Raw genomic sequence first — 19554 nt, forward strand, 5'->3', positions numbered from 1 at the left:
CAATAACCCGGTAAAATTGCATCAGGTATGCGTGATTATTTTGCAGCTCTCATACCAAATGTTTTTCTTCCTCGAATGTTTTCGCAAATGCTTAGCGGATTGTCAAAGCAAAACATCGAAATTTAGTGGAACGTGCCATATATCCGGGGCAGTTGACGATTATTCATCACTTTACCTGCGTGACTAATTACCCTGTTCAGATGGATTTTTATGCGCTTTCAGTGAATTGTTCTACGGCTGATTGAGTACAGCTATTGCACATATAGTTAACAAAATCGCTGCACCCTTTTTTTACCCCGCCAAATTCCCTACAATCCCTCGATTGTCTGCCAACGAACAATGAGGATCTCATGGGCACCGCTAAACACAGTAAATTGCTAATTCTTGGCTCCGGCCCTGCGGGCTACACCGCAGCAGTCTACGCGGCGCGCGCCAACCTCAAGCCCGTTTTAATTACCGGGATGGAAAAAGGTGGCCAATTGACCACTACGACTGAAGTCGAGAACTGGCCGGGTGATCCAAATGACCTGACTGGCCCAGCTCTGATGGAGCGCATGCACGAGCACGCAACCAAATTTGAAACCGAAATTCTGTTTGATCACATCTCTAAAGTTGATCTTCAGAATCGTCCATTCCGACTGACGGGTGACAGCGGTGAATACACCTGTGATGCATTGATCATCGCAACCGGCGCCTCAGCACGTTACCTGGGTCTGCCTTCAGAAGAGGCATTTAAAGGCCGTGGTGTTTCTGCCTGTGCTACCTGTGATGGTTTCTTCTATCGCAATCAAAAAGTGGCGGTCATCGGTGGAGGTAACACCGCAGTTGAAGAAGCGCTTTATCTGGCAAACATTGCCTCTGAAGTGCATTTAATTCACCGCCGTGACAGCTTCCGGGCTGAGAAAATCCTGATTAATCGACTGATGGATAAGGTGAAGAACGGCAATATCGTACTTCACACTAACCGCACGCTGGATGAAGTAACTGGCGATCAAATGGGTGTTAGTGGTTTGCGTCTGCGCGATGCGCATAACACTGACCAGACGGAAGAGTTAGAAGTTGCGGGTCTGTTTGTTGCTATCGGTCACAGCCCGAACACTGGGATTTTTGACGGTCAGCTAGAGTTGGAGAATGGTTACATCAAAGTGCAGTCCGGTATCCACGGTAATGCCACGCAAACCAGCATCCCTGGTGTATTTGCAGCTGGTGATGTTATGGACCATATCTACCGCCAGGCAATTACCTCTGCAGGCACAGGATGTATGGCTGCATTAGATGCTGAGCGTTACCTGGACGGACTCGCTGAACAGAATAAGTAACTCTCGTAACCCATAGCGACAGTTTGAAGATACGTAAAGGCGACTGAATAAGTCGCCTTTCTTTTGCCTGCGTTGTAACATTGCCCGCAAATTTTGCCTGATAATTCATCATTTACCTGCACTGGCAACCATGAATAAAACCCGTCAACAAGAACTTAGCCGCTGGCTAAAAACACAAAGCATTATCTCGCGCCGCTGGCTGGGGCTTTCCCGTTTTTTGGGTTTGGTCAGTGGGCTGTTGATCGTTGCACAGGCCTGGATTTTAGCCAGGATGTTGCAGCATATGATTATGGAAAACATACCGCGTGAAGCTTTGCTTCTGTTGTTCGTTATCCTGATTCTGATTTTTGTATTACGAGCCTGGGTCGTATGGCTGCGTGAAAAGGTCGGTTTCTATGCCGGGCTGCACATTCGGCAGGAAATACGCCGTAAAGTGCTCGATCGCGTTCATGAAGCAGGGCCTGCCTGGATTCAGGGTAAACCTGTCGGCAGTTGGGCAACGATGGTTCTCGAACAGATTGAAGATATGCACGATTATTACGCCCGTTACCTGCCGCAAATGTCGCTTGCGGTGATGGTTCCGGTACTAATTTTAATCGTAATTTTCCCATTTAACTGGGTCGCCGCATTGATTTTGCTCTGCACCGCACCGCTAATCCCGTTGTTTATGGCGATGGTAGGTATGGGCGCTGCTGATGCGAACCGCCGTAACTTCCATGCGCTGGCTCGCCTTAGTGGCCATTTCCTTGACCGCCTTCGCGGCATGGAAACCTTGCGTTTGTTTAACCGAGGCCATGCAGAAACAGAGAATATCCGCGTTGCTTCGCAGGATTTCCGCCAGCGGACAATGGAAGTATTACGCCTTGCGTTCCTCTCCTCCGGCGTGCTGGAGTTTTTCGCCTCGCTGTCTATTGCAGTGGTCGCGGTTTACTTTGGTTTCTCCTATCTTGGCGAGCTGAACTTTGGCCATTACAGTACTGGCGTGACGCTGTTTGCAGGTTTCCTGGCACTGATTCTGGCACCTGAATTTTTCCAGCCGCTACGTGACTTAGGCACTTTCTATCACGCTAAAGCACAAGCCGTGGGGGCAGCTGATAGTCTGATGACATTCCTCGATGCGCCATTGCAGGAACGTAAAAAAGGCAGTGCGCAATTTAATTGCAACGAGCCAATCTGCATTGAAGCGCGTGATTTAGTTATCCTGTCAACCGAAGAAAAAGTTCTTGCAGGGCCTCTGAATTTCACCCTTTCAGCCAACCAACGCGTCGTTTTGGTTGGGCAAAGTGGTGCTGGTAAAAGCTCACTGCTCAATGTGTTATCTGGTTTTTTACCTTATCAAGGGCACTTGCTAATCAACGGTGTTGAGCTTTCAGAGCTTGACCCTAAATGGTGGCGCGAACAACTCAGTTGGGTTGGGCAAAACCCACAACTTCCGGCTCTAACCATCCGTGAAAACGTGCTGTTGAGTGCTCCAGATGCGAGCTCTGAACAATTAACTACCGCACTGGAAAAAGCCTCTGTCAGCGAATTCCTGCCGTTGTTACCGCAAGGTATTGATACACCACTTGGCGAAGCCGCAGCGCGCTTATCGGTCGGCCAGGCACAACGTGTTGCCGTAGCACGAGCCTTGCTGATGCCATGCGGATTGTTACTGCTGGATGAACCAGCCGCAAGCCTGGACGCTCACAGCGAGCAGCGAGTGATGGATGCTTTGAGTGACGCTTCCCGCCAGCAAACGACGTTAATGGTAACGCACCAATTGGACTACATCAGCGACTGGGATGAGGTGTGGGTGATGCGTGAGGGGCGTATCGTGCAACAAGGAAATTACGCAACGCTTGCCTCTCAGGAAGGCCCGTTTGCTACGTTACTGGCTCATCGCCAGGAGGAGATTTAATGCGCGCTTTACTGCCCTATCTGGCGCTTTATTGCCGTCATAAATGGCTACTGACACTTGGCGTGGTGCTGGCGATTATCACACTGCTGGCAAGCATTGGGCTGCTTACGCTTTCAGGCTGGTTCCTCTCCGCGTCGGCTGTGGTCGGCGTTGCAGGTATTTATAGTTTTAACTATATGTTGCCTGCCGCGGGTGTGCGTGGTGGCGCAATTACGCGTACCGCAGGGCGCTATTTTGAACGCTTAGTCAGCCACGATGCGACGTTCCGCGTGCTTCAGCATCTGCGCGTTTCCACTTTTAGCAAACTGCTTCCGCTCTCCCCTGCTGGGCTTGCTCATTTTCGTCAGGGTGAATTGCTTAATCGCCTGGTTGCGGATGTCGACACCCTTGATCACCTTTACCTGCGCGTGATTTCGCCGATGGTCGGTGCATTTGTCGTCATTGCCGTTGTCACGTTTGGTTTGAGCTTCCTCGATGTGCAGTTAGCTCTAACGCTCGGCGGTGTTTTGCTTGCGACATTACTCATATTACCGCCCTTATTTTATTACGCGGGAAAATCAACCGGTGAGGCGATTACCGTCCAACGTGGACAATACCGTCAGCAACTCACAGCATGGCTACAGGGCCACGCAGAATTAACCATTTTTGGTGCTACCCAGCGCTATCGCCAGCAACTCGAAGCGACTGAAGACAGTTGGCAAGAAGCACAGCGCCGCCAGGCGGAGCTTACAGCTCTTTCACAGGCCGTTATGCTGCTTATCAGCGGTGTTGCCGTCATATTGATGCTGTGGATGGCTGCGGCTGGTGTAGGTGGAAATACAACACCTGGTGCGCTTATTGCGTTGTTTGTGTTCTGTGCCCTGGCCGCCTTTGAGGCACTGGCCCCGGTGACCGGAGCATTTCAACATTTAGGTCAGGTTATCGCATCCGCGTTACGCGTAACTGAAATCACCAGTCAAAAACCAGAAGTCGTTTTCACCGAACAACCTCAGCCCATCCCTGAAAGCGTAGCTTTGGATATTAACAACGTTAGCTTTGCCTATCCTGAACAGTCTCAAATGGCGTTGCGAGACATTTCTCTCAGAATCGAGGCTGGACAGCATGTCGCGATTCTCGGGCGCACAGGCTGTGGTAAATCAACGCTGCTTCAGTTGCTTACCCGGGCATGGGAACCTCAACAAGGCGAGATCAATCTTAATGGCGAAGCGTTAAGCCAGTTTGATGAAACGGCTTTGCGTGCGGCTACGAGCGTCGTCTCTCAGCGTGTCCATCTGTTTAGTGCCACGCTGCGCGACAACCTTTTGCTCGCTGCCCCCCAGGCAAGCGATGAACAACTGAGTCGTGCCCTGACGCGTGTAGGTCTTGAGAAGTTGTTAGACGACGCGGGCCTTAATAGCTGGCTTGGCGAAGGTGGCAGGCAGTTATCAGGTGGTGAATTGCGCCGTCTGGCGATTGCCCGAGCCTTGCTGCATGATGCCCCGCTGTTTTTACTCGACGAGCCGACCGAAGGTTTAGATGCGGAAACTGAACGCCAGATACTTGATTTGCTGACTGAAGTGACTAAAGAAAAAACCGTGCTGATGGTGACGCATCGCCTGCGCGGGCTGGCCAATTTCGACAGCATAATTGTGATGGATAACGGGCAAATTATTGAGCAAGGTAATCACCCGGATTTGATGGCCAGCGGTGGGCGTTATTATCATTTCCATCAGCGTTTGTAGGCTATGTAATGAATGCCATCCCAATAGGCGTTATTGTTGCACAGCGTGCAGGAACCGGAACGTATACGAAGTACGTGAGGATTCTGAGCACTGCCCAGGTTTAAAATGGCAAATTAAATAGCCCTAATGGGATGAGCACTTAGTCTATTATCAATAATTATTGCTGTACTGCGGAGTTCACAAGTCATGCGCCTTATTCAGCTTTCCCGTGACTCAATCGCCTTCCCTTCACCGGAAGGCGCGTTGCGTGAACCTAATGGGTTACTGGCGCTCGGAGGCGATTTGAGCCCGGCTCGTTTGTTGATGGCTTACCAGCGGGGCATCTTTCCCTGGTTTTCACCAGGCGACCCTATTTTATGGTGGTCGCCAGACCCGCGCGCGGTACTTTTCCCGGATCAGTTTCACCTGAGTCGCAGCATGAAGCGTTTCCACCGCAACGCCCCGTACCGCGTAACGCTAAACCACGCATTCGAGCGTGTTATCGCCGAGTGCGCAGACGATCGTGACGAAGGAACCTGGATTACACCTGAAATCATCGACGCCTATAAACGACTCCATGAACTGGGCCATGCTCATTCGATAGAAGTCTGGGAAGATAAAGAATTGGTGGGTGGAGTATATGGTGTAGCGCAAGGCTCTCTGTTTTGTGGAGAGTCAATGTTCAGTCGCCGGGAAAATGCATCAAAAACGGCGCTGCTGGTGTTCTGCCAACACTTTCTAAGTTATGGCGGCAAGCTTATAGATTGCCAGGTACTTAATGCCCATACCGCTTCACTAGGAGCAATTGAAATTCCTCGCCGTGAATATCTGGAACATCTGTCCATATTTCGTCCACAACAACTTGCATCTTATTGTTGGGTGCCACAAATCCTGTCGTAACGATAATGTTTACGGCACATTACTGTTAAGAGTGTTATAATTAGCCCCGCAGAGTGAGCTCTGCTCATTACCCCGCCGCCGTTTGGGATTAGCTTTAACAGGGACAACCCATCGTTTATCTCTTCGCAGCCCTCATCCTAAGCGCCATTAGTGCAGCTTTTGAGTGGGTTTTGGGTAATGCGCAAATTGCACTTTCGCTGGTGATTTCACCAACAATTCTTTACATGATACGTGAACTTGGGCATTATCTTGCCGGTTCAAAACTATGGTAGTGATACCCTCGAGGATTAGATGGCCAAAGAAGACAATATTGAAATGCAGGGTACCGTACTTGATACGTTACCTAACACCATGTTCCGCGTTGAGCTGGAAAACGGGCACGTGGTTACCGCTCATATCTCCGGTAAAATGCGTAAAAACTATATCCGCATCCTGACGGGTGACAAAGTCACTGTAGAGCTGACCCCGTACGACCTGAGCAAAGGCCGCATTGTCTTCCGTAGTCGCTGATAGTTTTATTTAGCGCTGCGGCAACAACAGGCGGCGTGAACAATTAAGTACAAATTAGTAATAGAAAGGCCAGGTCGATGACCTGGCCTTTTTTTATTCCGTCATACGGATAAATTAATGAGCCGCTTCCGGTTTATGTTTCTGCGCACTATGGAAATTATAAATCAGTTTCTGATTCTCTTTATCCAGCGCCACAGATACCTGGCCCCCATCCACCAGTGAACCAAATAACAGTTCGTTAGCGAGTGGTTTTTTCAGGTTGTCCTGAATAACACGCGTCATTGGACGAGCGCCCATTGCACGGTCGTAGCCTTTTTCTGCCAGCCAATCGCGCGCTTCCTGGCTCACTTCCAGAGAGACACCTTTCTGATCCAACTGCACCTGTAGCTCAACAATAAACTTGTCGACAACCTGGTGGATCACATCGGTAGACAGATGGTTGAACCAAATAATGTTGTCCAGACGGTTACGGAATTCCGGGGTAAAGATCTTTTTGATCTCTTCCATTGCATCAGTGCTGTTGTCCTGACGAATCAGGCCAATAGACTTACGCTCGGTTTCACGCACACCGGCGTTGGTAGTCATCACCAGAATCACGTTACGGAAATCCGCTTTACGCCCGTTGTTATCGGTCAGCGTACCGTTATCCATCACCTGCAATAACAGGTTAAAGACATCCGGGTGCGCTTTTTCGATTTCATCAAGCAACAACACAGAGTGAGGATGTTTAATGACCGCATCCGTCAGCAGGCCGCCCTGGTCGAAACCAACGTATCCTGGAGGTGCACCAATCAAACGGCTCACCGTATGACGTTCCATGTATTCCGACATATCAAAGCGCAGCAGCTCAATACCCAGCGATTTCGCCAACTGAACGGTCACTTCGGTTTTACCGACACCCGTAGGCCCGGCAAACAGGAATGAACCCACTGGCTTATGATCATGCCCTAAACCGGCACGGCTCATTTTGATGGCTTCGGTTAACGCCTCAATGGCTTTATCCTGGCCAAACACCAGCATTTTCAGGCGATCATCAAGGCTTCGCAGTGTGTCACGATCGCTTGCTGAAACACTCTTCTCCGGAATACGCGCAATACGGGCGACCACGGTTTCGATATCAGCAACATTGACCGTTTTCTTACGCTTGCTCACCGGCATCAGGCGGCTGCGAGCACCCGCTTCGTCGATAACGTCAATGGCTTTATCTGGCAAATGACGATCGTTGATATATTTCACCGCCAGTTCCACCGCGGCACGAATCGCTTTTGCGGTATAACGCACGTCGTGGTGCGCTTCGTACTTCGGTTTCAGGCCGTTAATAATCTGAACGGTTTCTTCAACGCTTGGCTCAGTAATATCAATTTTCTGGAAGCGACGCGCCAAAGCACGGTCTTTTTCGAAGATATTGCTGAACTCCTGATAAGTGGTAGAACCGATTACACGAATTTTGCCACTCGACAGCAGCGGCTTAATCAGGTTTGCGGCGTCAACCTGCCCACCCGATGCAGCACCCGCACCGATGATGGTATGAATCTCATCAATAAACAGGATGCTGTTCTGATCCTGCTCAAGCTGTTTAAGCAGCGCTTTGAAACGTTTTTCAAAGTCACCACGGTATTTTGTGCCCGCCAGCAGCGAACCGATATCCAGCGAGTAAATGGTGCAATCGGCAATCACTTCCGGAACATCGCCCTGCACAATACGCCAGGCAAGCCCTTCGGCAATCGCGGTTTTACCGACACCCGATTCACCCACTAAAAGCGGGTTGTTTTTACGACGACGACACAGAACCTGAATGGCGCGCTCTAGCTCTTTATCGCGACCAATCAGCGGATCGATCCCTCCCACGCGTGCAAGCTGGTTGAGATTGGTGGTGAAGTTTTCCATACGTTCCTCCCCGCCTGCTTGCTCTTCATTGACCGGATTTTCTGCACCGGGTGCCTGATTAGGTTCGTCTTTACGTGTACCGTGAGAGATGAAGTTCACCACATCAAGGCGGCTGACTTCATGTTTACGCAGCAAGTACGCTGCCTGGGATTCCTGCTCGCTAAAGATAGCCACCAGCACGTTTGCGCCAGTCACTTCACTGCGACCAGAAGACTGGACGTGGAACACCGCACGTTGCAGCACGCGCTGGAAGCTAAGCGTAGGTTGAGTGTCACGCTCTTCTTCACTGGCTGGCAGAACCGGTGTGGTTTGTTCGATGAAGGCCTCGAGTTCCTGTCGCAGCGCCACCAGATCTACGCTACACGCTTCCAGCGCTTCACGAGCCGATGGGTTACTGAGCAAAGCCAGTAACAGATGCTCGACAGTCATAAACTCATGTCGGTGCTCGCGCGCTCTGGCGAAAGCCATGTTTAAACTGAGTTCCAGTTCTTGATTGAGCATAGGCACCTCCCCCAAATTTTGCCTTCTTCAGGCTTTTTCTAGCGTACACAGCAGCGGATGCTCATGCTCCCTTGCATACTGGTTCACTAACGCGACTTTGGTTTCCGCTACTTCTGCAGTAAAAATGCCACAGATAGCTTTACCCTGATAGTGCACAGTGAGCATCAATTGCGTCGCACGTTCTACATCATAAGAAAAGAACTTTTGCAGCACGTCAATAACAAATTCCATCGGCGTGTAGTCATCGTTCATTAACATTACTTTATACATCGAGGGTGGTTTAAGCGCTTCGCGCAGTTTATCACCCACTAGCTGGTCAAAATCCAACCAATCGTTCGTCTTACCCATTGCAAATCGTCATCATGTTAAATCGCCCGTTATCATTAAGGCGAAGCCCATAGGTTGAGTGTAATACGCTTTCAGTTAACGTGACTCATTGAGTTCAAAAGGGACAGTAAATCGTGATCGAGAGCTGTGTCACATTAATCACAATAGCGTTAACTGCTTCAAATTTTTGATTCATTTTCAATCGATCCCCCCGTACAACGCTTGACGACATGGTTAAATTATCTACATTGTACAAGCGTGAGTTGGCGAGGTTTTGAACAGCCCGCCCTCACCCACCGGTTCATTCCATCTCACTTATAAGATTTTCGAAGGATGTAGAAGCATGGAGACGGGTACAGTTAAATGGTTCAATAACGCCAAAGGGTTCGGTTTTATCTGCCCTGAAGGCGGCGGCGAAGATATCTTCGCTCATTACTCCACCATTCAGATGGATGGTTACAGAACGCTTAAAGCCGGGCAAACAGTCAGGTTTGATGTACATCAGGGGCCAAAAGGCAATCACGCTAGCTTGATTGTACCTCTGGAGCTCGAAGCCGCGGTCGCCTGACCTTTTGTTTCATTGTGTACATGCCTAAATCAAAATGCCAGCTTGTACGCTGGCATTTTTATAACCAAACGTAATACCTCAGATTAAAATCATTCACGCGCCAGCGCATCAATCGGGTTCAATCTTGCGGCATTTCTCGCTGGCAGCCAGCCAAAAATAATTCCCGTCGCAGTCGAACAGGCAAATGCGGTTAACAATGCCATCGGCGAGAAACCAATTTCCCAGCCCGGTAACACCAGTTGCAGCGTAAAGGCAATCAGCAGAGATAACGAAATCCCCAACGCGCCGCCCACCAGACACACCAGCACCGCTTCAATCAGGAACTGCTGCAATACATCGCTGGCTCGTGCGCCAACCGCCATGCGAATACCAATCTCTTTGGTGCGTTCGGTTACCGACACCAGCATGATGTTCATCACGCCAATACCACCTACCAACAACGAAATGACCGCCACCAAAGTCAGGAACATCTGAAGAGTACGTGTGGTCTTTTCCGCCGTTTTCAATAGGCCGTCCATATTGTAGGTAAAGAAATCCTTCTTACCGTGACGTAACTGCAATAAACGATTGAGCTGCTGCTCAGCTTCATGGCTGTTGTAGCCTTCCTTGACGCGCACCGTGATAGAGTTGAGCCAGCTTTGCCCCATCACTCGCCCGGCCATGGTGTTATACGGCAGCCAGACACGCAGAATTTTACTGCTGCCAAACATCGACTGCTTCTCTTGCGCTACACCAATTACCGTCGCGGGCATATTCCCCACCAGCACGATTTCACCCACCACTTTGGCTTTATCGGGGAACAACTGACGTTTGGTGTTGCTGTCGAGCACCACCACCTGTGCGCGCCCTGCCAGCTGCTCTTCGTTAAAGGTGTTACCTTCACTGAAGGTCATGCCGTAGACGTTAAAATACTGGCTGCTGACACCGTTCACGCTGGCGGCAGCATCAACATTGCCATAACGTAAACGTAAGTTGCTTGAAAGCGCAGGTGTGGCTGAGCTGACCCACGGTTGCTGGCTTATTGCTGCCAGATCGTCATATTTCAGCGCCTGCTGATATTGCGGGTCATCGTCGCCAAAATCTTTACCAGGATAGATATCAATCGTATTGGTGCCTATCGAACGAATGTCCTGCAACACCATCTGCTTTGCCGCATCCCCGACAATCACAATCGACACCACCGAAGCGATGCCGATAATGATCCCAAGCATCGTCAACAGCGTGCGCATTTTGTTCGCCGCCAGCGCAAGCCAGGCCATGGTAAATGCTTCACGGAAACTACTTAGCGTTTGCTGAAATGCCGAGTTTACAGGCTGAGGTTTCACCTCTTTCGGCGCGCCTGCCTGTTGAACCACAGAAGGAGGATTGCTGATAATCTCCCCATCACGAATTTCGATAACACGCTGTGCTTGCGCGGCTATCGTCGGGTCATGGGTCACAATAATGACCGTATGCCCCTGTTCACGCAGTTGCTTGAGCGTCGCCATCACTTCTTCACCCGAATGGCTATCGAGTGCACCAGTTGGTTCATCAGCAAGAATAACTTGCCCGCCATTCATCAGCGCACGGGCGATACTGACGCGCTGCTGTTGTCCGCCTGAAAGCTGGGAAGGTAAGTAGTCAACGCGCTCAGCAAGCCCCAGACGCATCAGTAACGCTCGTGCGCGTTGCTGGCGATAAACCCGCGCCGTACCGGCATACACCGCTGGCACTTCGACGTTTTGGGTCGCATTCAGATGCGAGAGCAAATGGTAGCGCTGGAAGATAAAACCAAAGTGCTCACGGCGTAATGTGGCAAGTGCGTCGCTATCAAGCAGCGCGACATCCTGCCCGGCCACTGTGTAGCTGCCACTGCTGGGTTTATCGAGGCAACCAAGAATGTTCATCAGCGTGGATTTGCCAGAGCCTGATGCCCCGACAATCGCCACCATCTCACCGGCTTCAATAGTGATATTGATGCCCTTAAGCACTTCAACTTGTTCGTCTCCCGACGGATAGCTACGGCGAATATCCCGTAGCTCAAGCAGTGCTGTCATGGCGCACTCCCGGCGGTGCTTTTGCCGATCACAACTTCTTCACCTTCGGTTAGCCCAGTGGCAACCTGCGCCTGGGTATCGTTACGCATACCGAGGGTAATTTCGCGGTCACGGGTTTCGCCATTACGTAAAACCGAAACTTTATAGCGGTTATCGCCAACCGGCTCGCCTAGTGCGGCAAGTGGAATGGTTAACACGTCTTTCACGCCACCAAGCTGAATATGCACCTGCGCCGTCATTTCCAGACGCAGCACACCTTTAGGGTTCGGGACTTCGAAACGGGCGTTATAAAAGATCGCGTCGTTGACCTTAACCGGCGTCGGCAAAATATCAATTAACAGCCCTTCATAGCGCGTTAGCGGATCGCCAAGCACGGTAAACCACGCTTTTTGGCCGGGCTTCAGGTGAATCACGTCAGCCTCAGAAACCTGAGCTTTCACCAGCATTGTGCCGAGATCGGCAAGTGTCAGAATGTTCGGCGCTTGTTGAGCAGCAATCACCGTCTGGCCTTGTTTAGTGGTGATTTCCGTCACTTCACCCGCCATTGGCGCCACTATTTGCGTGTAATCAAGGTTGGTTTTTGCCGTATCTAATGAGGCCTGATTACGTTTAATTTGCGCATCAATAGTGCCGATTTGTGCCTGCCTGACTTCCAGATCGGTCGCGGCGGTGTCCAAATCCTGTTGTGATATTGCCTGTGTTTTGGCCAGTGCCTGCTGGCGGCTTAACGTCACTTGCGCGAGTTTAGCCTGCGCCTGTGCCTGGCGACGCTGAGCACGCAGTTCCATTAACGTCGCTTCTACTTCTTTGATTTGGTTTTGTGCTTGTTCGGGATCGATAACCCCCAACAGCTGATCTTTCTTCACTTTATCGCCGATATTTACCGACAACGTTTTGAGCTGCCCGCTGACCTGAGCACCCACGTCAACTTTACGCAAAGCATCGAGTTTACCCGTTGCCAGCACACTTTGTTGCAGCTCGCCTTTGCGCACAATCATGGTCTGATAAACCGGCGCTGGCGCATTCAGAAATTTCCAGAGCCAAATGACGAACAGCAATACCAACAGGCCCAGAAGCCAATAACGTTTTTTTATTTTTCCCTTGAATCTCATAGGTATCCTGCAAACTGACTGGCTAATTAAATAAAGTCTCAACAAAAACCGCGAGTCTACGGCTCTATGGCTACTGATTGAACATTCATTGAACTTAAGAGTGGTGAAATTACACCATTCTTTATCAACCAGGTTTCAATCATGTCGCCAATTACCGTAGACGAACTTATTTCAACACCGCAACTTAGTGGATGGCAGCTATTTCTTTGTCTGGCAAAGGGACAGTGGACGCCTGGTAGCGCGTGGAAAAATCCGGCTTACCGCCGCAAGTTTGTCCTGCGGTCGCTGGTAAATCCATGGGCTACGGCACGTTTACTGAGCGATTTATCTCATCAGCCCTGGCTTGAAAAACTGCTTAACGTGCAGCCTGGTTTACCCTGCCGAACCCATCGCCCTTATTTAACAACGAATTTTAACCGCAAGGCTGTGGCGAATGCATTGTCTTTCCACTACAACGAGCTAACCAATGCCTTGCCTGTAACCCTACTACAGCAGCACTTTTCAGAAAAAGGTGCCCACCTGGCAACCATAACGGGTAAAGATGAATGCTTCTACTACCTGAATTTTTGCGCCATCGCCAATCTCGACAAAGAAGGTGAAGCGACGTTGACTTTCACCCGTCAGGATGGGATTGCGCTTGCTGGATTAACCTTCACTTTGTGCCAGCATCAGGGCCAAAAGACACTGTTTATCGGCGGATTGCAGGGCGCCCAAAGCGACATACCCCATGAATATATCCAGGTCGCCACGAAAGCGTGTCACGGATTGTTCCCAAAACGCCTGGTTCTTGAAGCTGCCTGCCAACTGGCACGCCATTTGGGAGCGGAAAAAATCCTGGCGGTGAGCAACAGCTCGCATATCTATCGCTCATGGCGTTATGCGAAAAAGAAGAAAGATAAAATCCACGCTGATTACGACAGCTTCTGGCAATCAATGAGCGGTGAGTTATTGCCAGAAGGTTTCTTTAGCATGCCTTTGAGCGTGGCGCGCAAACCCCTTGAGGATATCGCCAGCAAAAAACGCGCGGAGTATCGCCGCCGCTACAACTTGTTAGATGAGATGACAACGCATATTGAGCAGCAGTTTTAAGCAACTGCCGGGCTAATCAGCCCGGCCACGTGCCAGCCATAACACGCGTGAGAACATTTTTCGCAACAACGACGGCACGGCATCAACGCCACGCCTGCCCGCCTCCATCGCCACTTCAATAGCTAAATCAGGCTTAGAAGAACGGTGGATGGCTTTTACAATAATGCGCCGCATATTCATCGGCACGATTTCGGGAAGCTGTGCCACACGGTGAAAAACATCAGCAAACCCCTGGCGGTACATAAAATGCTCCATGTCCATCGCAGGCAATGTCGTCAGATGGTCGCGTTCCTGATCACGATCATTTTCAAGAATGCCGCGCACCACAGACGCATATTTTTTGCCCGCTTCATCGCCATCAACCAGCACATGCCATTCAATACCCATTCGCCTCGCAAATTTAATCAATGGGCGCAGGCCAGACTGTGCAAACTCAATGACCTTCACCCCTTCGGCGTCAAAATGGTGCCCACACTGGCGCGCCAGTTCGTTCATTACCCACACCTCTGTTTCCCCTTCGACTAACAACCAGCAGCGAGCAAACAGTGATGAGGCCCGATTAAAACGGATGTGAAACGCAATGCGGCGGCTATCTTCAGCATTCATTCCGCCAGGACCGAGCCGCCAGGCGGCAACTTTCGAAGATTCACGCACCAGGCGACAGACATTCTCAACCGGGGTGAGTGATAACAATTCACCAGAATTGGTGGTGGTGATTTTTTGCAGCGGCAGCAGGTTTAATAAATGCCAGGCCACTGACAACATAATAGGGTGCAGTCGCGTTTCGGGATCTTCCACCAGCAACAGGGGCCGCGCGTCTTTATCCAGCGCTACGGTACCTTTTGCTTGCAGAAGTGTTGAAAACATTCCCAGTAATATCATGCGATGAGCACGACTATTGGGTTTGTCTATCATGCGGTTGATGACATCCAGATAACGCCAGCTTCGTTGCTCATCATGCGAGCGACGTCGTAACAGGCGCTGATGTGCGGCAGCACCCTGCTCGGAAAAATAGTGCTCAAGCAATTGCACCATGGCCGACAACCCCTGGCGCAACTGTGCATCTGTGAGATTTTGCGGGCGAGACACCAGTTCACGAGCGAGGAAATCAAGCTGACGGGCCGTCATCTCAGTGTCTGGCATTACCGGGATGCTATCGTTGCGCAGGCGGCGCATAAATCGCGCATCACGCAAGCGTAACACGGGGTTAAGACGGATAATTTGCCGGGCAAGCGTATCAATATCATCAAGCTCAACGGAGTGGCCGTTGTTATCAAGGAAGCTGCGTAGCGTCAGAATTGTGCCATCTTCAGCAAGCTCACCGACCAGACGATACATGATGCGATGGAAGCCATCATTCCCTTCCACCCATACAGGCGCCAGAGAGCGGTAACGCCGTCCGAGATGATGACCAGGTGCTGTTTCCCGAAAGGTCAGCACAATATGTAAATGGTGTTCCCGGCCTTGTAAATCGCCCGGAGGGAAATAGAAATCGTCACGACCGAAGTGATAGAGATTTTCGTGCGGTGACAGCAACAAAGTGAGCGCATCCAGCAAGCTGGATTTACCCCATGCGTTTTCGCCAATCAACACGTTATTTTGCTCAAGCATTAACGATAGACGGTTAATACCCCTGAATCCGACAATTTCTACACGCTCGAGAAACATATTCCCTCCAGATTGGTTAATGCTTTCCTTTAGCTACACGCCACAGCCTGCATAGCTCGAGTATATACCCTTCCCCCTCTGGCGACAGGTTAGCCCATCGAGTTATTTGTGGCGTAGCAGGATAGTATTAATTTTTCCATTTTTATTCGCTCCAAAAATAAACAAATAATTTTATTGCTATCACTTGTAATTCCACCAACTGATAAAAAGTGCGTTTAATACAAGACAATTCTTACTTTATTAAAAACTCTTCTATACTTCCAACGTGTTTATTCTTGAAAGGAATGCCATCTCATTGCCCTAAATCAATTTTTTAGGATTTTATAGTGTGGCTCTAACTAAGTGAAATCATTAACATTGCTGCTCTTTTATTATTTACGTTACGTCTTAAACGGTTGTAACAAACAATAATCGGGTAGATGCCTTTATTTACATCACCCGGGATTCACTGTTTTTGAAATGCAGAGGTGGTTATGTTTAGGAAATTAGCGGCAGAATTCTTTGGCACATTCTGGTTGGTATTCGGTGGTTGTGGGAGTGCAGTGTTGGCAGCGGCATATCCTGAGCTAGGGATTGGTTTTGTCGGTGTGGCATTAGCATTTGGTTTAACCGTATTAACTATGGCTTATGCCGTAGGTCATATTTCCGGCGGCCACTTTAACCCAGCAGTCACTCTGGGCTTGTGGGCTGGCGGTCGTTTCCCAGCTAAAGATGTTATTGGTTATATTGTGGCGCAAGTGATTGGCGGTATTGTTGCAGCCGGTATTCTTTATTTAGTTGCCAGCGGCAAAAGTGGCTTTGATGCAGCGGCAAGCGGTTTTGCTTCTAATGGATATGGTGAACATTCGCCAGACCATTATTCCATGCTTTCAGCAATCATTATTGAAATCGTCTTGACCTGCGGCTTCTTGATTGTGATCCATGGCGCAACTGATAAGTTTGCACCAGCGGGCTTTGCACCTATTGCTATTGGCCTTGCGTTAACCTTGATTCACCTGATTAGCATCCCAGTCACCAATACCTCTGTGAACCCAGCACGTAGTACTGCCGTTGCTATCTTCCAGGGCGGTTGGGCATTACAGCAACTGTGGCTGTTCTGGGTGATGCCAATCATTGGCGGTATCCTGGGTGGCGTTATCTACCGGACATTGCTGGAAAAACGTAACTAATTTGATTCAAGCGTCACCGGCTTCAATTTGGCTGGTGGCGCTGTATTTACTTGCCCTACTCCAAATTCTCAACCTGCATAAAAATCCTTTTTTTCGTAGCTTTACTCATTCTCTTTCTTTGGGTAGTGTGACATACGCCGTTACTTCTATCGCAAGGATTGTCCGCACCATGTTTTCGGGATTGTTAATTATCTTAGTGCCGCTGATTATCGGTTATCTGATTCCTCTGAAACAAACCAGTCTGTTAAAGCTCATTAATCGCCTATTGAGCTGGATTGTGTATGTGATTTTATTTTTCATGGGCATCAGCCTCGCATTTCTCGATAACCTGGCAAGTAACCTGCTGGCAATCCTTCATTACGCTGCGGTCACTGTTGTGGTGTTATTGCTCTGCAATGCTGCTGCACTGCTTTGGCTTGAGCGTTCCATGCCATGGCGACACAATCACGAGCAAGAAAAACTCCCTTCACGAATTGCGATGGCGCTGGAATCACTAAAACTATGCTTCGTGGTGATAGCTGGTTTTCTGCTTGGCCTGACTGGCTGGCCAATTCTGCATCACGCGACCGACGCCAGTGAATACACCCTTATATTCCTGTTGCTGCTGGTCGGTATCCAACTGCGTAATAGCGGCATGACGTTAAAACAGATTGTGCTTAATCGGCGCGGTATGATCGTGGCTGTAGTCGTGGCATTGAGCTCACTTGCCGGTGGTGTTATCAACGCCTTTATTCTCGACCTACCGATTAAAACTGGTTTAGCGATGGCATCGGGATTCGGCTGGTATTCACTGTCGGGTATTTTGATGACGGAATCCTACGGGCCAGTAATTGGTAGTGCAGCATTCTTTAATGACCTGGCGCGAGAACTAATTGCCATCATGTTGATTCCCGGACTGGTACGCCGTAGCCGCTCAACCGCCCTCGGGTTGTCTGGCGCAACGTCGATGGACTTCACCCTGCCTGTTTTACAGCGCAGCGGAGGGCTGGAAATTGTTCCAGCGGCGATTGTTCACGGGTTCATCCTCAGCTTACTGACCCCGCTTCTCATGGCATTTTTCGCCTCCTGATACCTCATTGGCGGTAGGTTTCTGCCGCCAAATTTGCGCTAAATCAATCTCCTTTTAAGTTGTATAAGAAATACCTTTTCCCTGTGTTGCACTGAGCATAACCTTAAACATGTATATCAAATATAACTTTAAAAGGTACGATCATGTTTTGTGTGCAATGTGAACAAACAATCCGCACCCCTGCGGGCAACGGCTGCTCTTATGCTCAGGGCATGTGCGGGAAAACGGCTGAAACATCAGACCTACAAGATTTGTTGATCGCAACACTTCAGGGTTTATCCGCATGGGCAGTGGCCGCACGTGAAGTTGGCATTATCAGTCATGAAATTGATCACTTTGCACCGCGTGCCTTTTTCTCAACGCTGACCAACGTCAACTTCGATTCCCCACGCATCGTTGGCTATGCCCGCGAAGCCATAATCGCGCGCGAAAGCCTGAAAGCTAGCACCCTCGCGATTAACCCAAACATTACCGTCACCAATCCAATGGCTGAACTGCAACTTGTCAGCAACGATTTGGGCGACCTGCAACGCCAGGCGGCTGAGTTCGCGCCAAACCGCGACAAAGCAGAAATTGGTGACGATATTCTCGGCCTGCGCTTGCTGTGCCTGTACGGCCTGAAAGGTGCTGCTGCCTATATGGAACACGCCCACGTTCTCGGCCAGTACGACAACGACATCTACGCGCAATACCACAAAATTATGGCGTGGCTCGGCACCTGGCCTGCGGACATGGGCGCACTGCTTGAGTGCTCCATGGAAATCGGCCAGATGAACTTCAAAGTGATGAGCATTCTGGACCGGGGGGAAACCGAGAAATACGGTCACCCAACACCTACGCAAGTTAACGTGCGCCCGGTCGCAGGCAAATGTGTTTTGATTTCCGGCCACGATCTGAAAGATCTGTACAACCTGCTGGAACAAACTGAAGGTACCGGCGTAAACGTCTATACCCATGGCGAAATGCTGCCAGCCCATGGTTACCCGGAACTGCGTAAATTCAAACATTTGGTCGGCAACTACGGCAGCGGCTGGCAGAACCAGCAAAGCGAATTCGCCCGCTTCCCTGGCCCAATCGTGATGACCTCAAACTGCATCATCAATCCGGAAGTCGGCTCCTACACTGATCGCATCTGGACGCGTAGCATTGTCGGCTGGCCGGGTGTAAGCCACCTCGGAGGCGATGATTTCACATCAGTCATCACACAGGCTACGCAAATGGCGGGCTTCCCATACAGCGAAATCGAACATCTGATCACCGTGGGCTTTGGTCGCCAGACTTTACTGGGCGCTGCCGATACCCTGATTGACCTGGTCAGCCGTGAAAAACTGCGCCACATCTTCCTGGTAGGGGGTTGCGACGGTGAACGCGGCGAGCGTAGCTACTTCACCGATTTCGCCACCAGCGTGCCAAAAGACTGCCTGATCCTGACGCTTGCCTGCGGTAAATACCGCTTTAATAAACTGGACTTCGGCGATATCGAAGGCCTGCCGCGCCTGATCGATGCCGGTCAGTGCAACGATGCATACTCAGCAATCATTCTTGCTGTAACGCTTGCTGAAAAACTCGGTTGTGGCGTGAACGACCTGCCGCTGAGCCTGGTGCTTTCCTGGTTTGAGCAAAAAGCGATTGTTATCCTGCTGACCCTGCTGTCGCTCGGTGTGACCAATATTGTCGCCGGCCCTACTACACCGGCCTTCCTGACGCCAAATCTGTTGGCTGTGCTCAATGATAAGTTTGGCCTGCGCGCCATTACCACCGTTGAAGACGATATTAAACAGCTGATGGGCGCATAAGGAGAA

General features: G+C 50.2%; 15 protein-coding genes. 10 read left to right on the plus strand and 5 right to left on the minus strand.

Annotated features, from left to right (window positions below; translation table 11 throughout):
* Window positions 1-350 precede the first annotated feature (350 nt).
* The 5 genes from trxB to infA all read left to right on the plus strand — a co-directional run bounded on the left by trxB (window position 351) and on the right by infA (window position 6326).
* Window positions 351-1319, plus strand: coding sequence for a thioredoxin-disulfide reductase (trxB, locus tag AC0IXI_RS16415; RefSeq protein WP_064517474.1), 969 nt, complete (start codon window positions 351-353; stop codon window positions 1317-1319).
* Between the two features lie 130 nt (window positions 1320-1449).
* Complete coding sequence (cydD, locus tag AC0IXI_RS16420) at window positions 1450-3216, plus strand: heme ABC transporter permease/ATP-binding protein CydD (RefSeq protein WP_413497903.1); 1767 nt, start codon at window positions 1450-1452, stop codon at window positions 3214-3216.
* Window positions 3216-4937: a heme ABC transporter ATP-binding protein/permease CydC gene (gene cydC / locus AC0IXI_RS16425; protein ID WP_471682793.1), complete on the plus strand. Its 1722-nt coding sequence runs from the start codon at window positions 3216-3218 to the stop codon at window positions 4935-4937. Before cydD ends, cydC begins: the two co-directional genes overlap by 1 nt.
* A 186-nt stretch (window positions 4938-5123) precedes the next feature.
* Window positions 5124-5816: a leucyl/phenylalanyl-tRNA--protein transferase gene (gene aat / locus AC0IXI_RS16430; protein WP_413497905.1), complete on the plus strand. Its 693-nt coding sequence runs from the start codon at window positions 5124-5126 to the stop codon at window positions 5814-5816.
* A 291-nt stretch (window positions 5817-6107) separates the two neighbouring features.
* Window positions 6108-6326 carry a translation initiation factor IF-1 gene (infA, locus tag AC0IXI_RS16435; protein WP_002211347.1) on the plus strand — a complete coding sequence of 73 codons (219 nt, stop codon included), beginning with the start codon at window positions 6108-6110 and terminating at the stop codon, window positions 6324-6326.
* Between the two features lie 114 nt (window positions 6327-6440).
* Here infA and clpA read toward each other — a convergent pair whose 3' ends face one another.
* Complete coding sequence (clpA, locus tag AC0IXI_RS16440) at window positions 6441-8714, minus strand: ATP-dependent Clp protease ATP-binding subunit ClpA (protein WP_064517462.1); 2274 nt, start codon at window positions 8712-8714, stop codon at window positions 6441-6443.
* Window positions 8715-8741: 27 nt separating this feature from the next.
* Window positions 8742-9062 (minus strand): ATP-dependent Clp protease adapter ClpS, encoded by a 321-nt coding sequence (clpS, locus tag AC0IXI_RS16445; protein WP_034456405.1) that lies wholly within the window; start codon window positions 9060-9062, stop codon window positions 8742-8744.
* A 322-nt stretch (window positions 9063-9384) separates the two neighbouring features.
* Between clpS and cspD the strand changes: the two genes are divergently transcribed.
* Complete coding sequence (gene cspD, locus AC0IXI_RS16450) at window positions 9385-9609, plus strand: cold shock-like protein CspD (RefSeq protein WP_034456407.1); 225 nt, start codon at window positions 9385-9387, stop codon at window positions 9607-9609.
* 89 nt (window positions 9610-9698) lie between these two features.
* On the opposite strand, the gene macB is transcribed toward cspD, so the two are convergent.
* Both macB and macA read right to left on the minus strand, forming a co-directional pair.
* Window positions 9699-11645 (minus strand): macrolide ABC transporter ATP-binding protein/permease MacB, encoded by a 1947-nt coding sequence (gene macB, locus AC0IXI_RS16455; protein ID WP_064557480.1) that lies wholly within the window; start codon window positions 11643-11645, stop codon window positions 9699-9701.
* On the minus strand, window positions 11642-12757 hold the full coding sequence (gene macA / locus AC0IXI_RS16460) for a macrolide transporter subunit MacA (RefSeq protein ID WP_134183586.1): 1116 nt from the start codon (window positions 12755-12757) through the stop codon (window positions 11642-11644). Before macA ends, macB begins: the two co-directional genes overlap by 4 nt.
* Before the next feature lie 141 nt (window positions 12758-12898).
* Between macA and AC0IXI_RS16465 the strand changes: the two genes are divergently transcribed.
* Window positions 12899-13846 (plus strand): VirK/YbjX family protein, encoded by a 948-nt coding sequence (locus tag AC0IXI_RS16465; protein ID WP_471682794.1) that lies wholly within the window; start codon window positions 12899-12901, stop codon window positions 13844-13846.
* Between the two features lie 12 nt (window positions 13847-13858).
* Here the strand turns inward: AC0IXI_RS16465 and AC0IXI_RS16470 are convergent, their stop codons facing one another.
* The gene (locus tag AC0IXI_RS16470) at window positions 13859-15514 is read right to left on the minus strand and encodes an ATP-dependent endonuclease (RefSeq protein ID WP_471682795.1); all 1656 of its coding nucleotides are present in this window, start codon (window positions 15512-15514) and stop codon (window positions 13859-13861) included.
* Between the two features lie 473 nt (window positions 15515-15987).
* Here AC0IXI_RS16470 and aqpZ point away from each other — a divergent pair, with 473 nt between their 5' ends.
* From aqpZ to hcp, 3 genes are all read left to right on the plus strand, one after another.
* Complete coding sequence (gene aqpZ / locus AC0IXI_RS16475) at window positions 15988-16683, plus strand: aquaporin Z (RefSeq protein WP_034456414.1); 696 nt, start codon at window positions 15988-15990, stop codon at window positions 16681-16683.
* Between the two features lie 169 nt (window positions 16684-16852).
* A complete protein-coding gene (locus tag AC0IXI_RS16480; protein ID WP_064517446.1) occupies window positions 16853-17752 on the plus strand; it encodes a LysO family transporter in 900 nt (299 codons plus the stop codon).
* A 143-nt stretch (window positions 17753-17895) separates the two neighbouring features.
* A complete protein-coding gene (gene hcp / locus AC0IXI_RS16485; protein WP_471682796.1) occupies window positions 17896-19548 on the plus strand; it encodes a hydroxylamine reductase in 1653 nt (550 codons plus the stop codon).
* Window positions 19549-19554 lie beyond the last annotated feature (6 nt).

The organism is Buttiauxella sp. AC038 (genome assembly GCF_979253565.1).

What these genes read in the sequence shown, in the direction of transcription:
- trxB (WP_064517474.1), top strand. Translation starts at nt 351, where the DNA reads ATGGGCACCGCTAAACACAGTAAATTGCTAATTCTTGGCTCCGGCCCT.
- cydD (WP_413497903.1), top strand. Translation starts at nt 1,450, where the DNA reads ATGAATAAAACCCGTCAACAAGAACTTAGCCGCTGGCTAAAAACACAA.
- cydC (WP_471682793.1), top strand. Translation starts at nt 3,216, where the DNA reads ATGCGCGCTTTACTGCCCTATCTGGCGCTTTATTGCCGTCATAAATGG.
- aat (WP_413497905.1), top strand. Translation starts at nt 5,124, where the DNA reads ATGCGCCTTATTCAGCTTTCCCGTGACTCAATCGCCTTCCCTTCACCG.
- infA (WP_002211347.1), top strand. Translation starts at nt 6,108, where the DNA reads ATGGCCAAAGAAGACAATATTGAAATGCAGGGTACCGTACTTGATACG.
- clpA (WP_064517462.1), bottom strand. Translation starts at nt 8,714, where the DNA reads ATGCTCAATCAAGAACTGGAACTCAGTTTAAACATGGCTTTCGCCAGA.
- clpS (WP_034456405.1), bottom strand. Translation starts at nt 9,062, where the DNA reads ATGGGTAAGACGAACGATTGGTTGGATTTTGACCAGCTAGTGGGTGAT.
- cspD (WP_034456407.1), top strand. Translation starts at nt 9,385, where the DNA reads ATGGAGACGGGTACAGTTAAATGGTTCAATAACGCCAAAGGGTTCGGT.
- macB (WP_064557480.1), bottom strand. Translation starts at nt 11,645, where the DNA reads ATGACAGCACTGCTTGAGCTACGGGATATTCGCCGTAGCTATCCGTCG.
- macA (WP_134183586.1), bottom strand. Translation starts at nt 12,757, where the DNA reads ATGAGATTCAAGGGAAAAATAAAAAAACGTTATTGGCTTCTGGGCCTG.
- AC0IXI_RS16465 (WP_471682794.1), top strand. Translation starts at nt 12,899, where the DNA reads ATGTCGCCAATTACCGTAGACGAACTTATTTCAACACCGCAACTTAGT.
- AC0IXI_RS16470 (WP_471682795.1), bottom strand. Translation starts at nt 15,514, where the DNA reads ATGTTTCTCGAGCGTGTAGAAATTGTCGGATTCAGGGGTATTAACCGT.
- aqpZ (WP_034456414.1), top strand. Translation starts at nt 15,988, where the DNA reads ATGTTTAGGAAATTAGCGGCAGAATTCTTTGGCACATTCTGGTTGGTA.
- AC0IXI_RS16480 (WP_064517446.1), top strand. Translation starts at nt 16,853, where the DNA reads ATGTTTTCGGGATTGTTAATTATCTTAGTGCCGCTGATTATCGGTTAT.
- hcp (WP_471682796.1), top strand. Translation starts at nt 17,896, where the DNA reads ATGTTTTGTGTGCAATGTGAACAAACAATCCGCACCCCTGCGGGCAAC.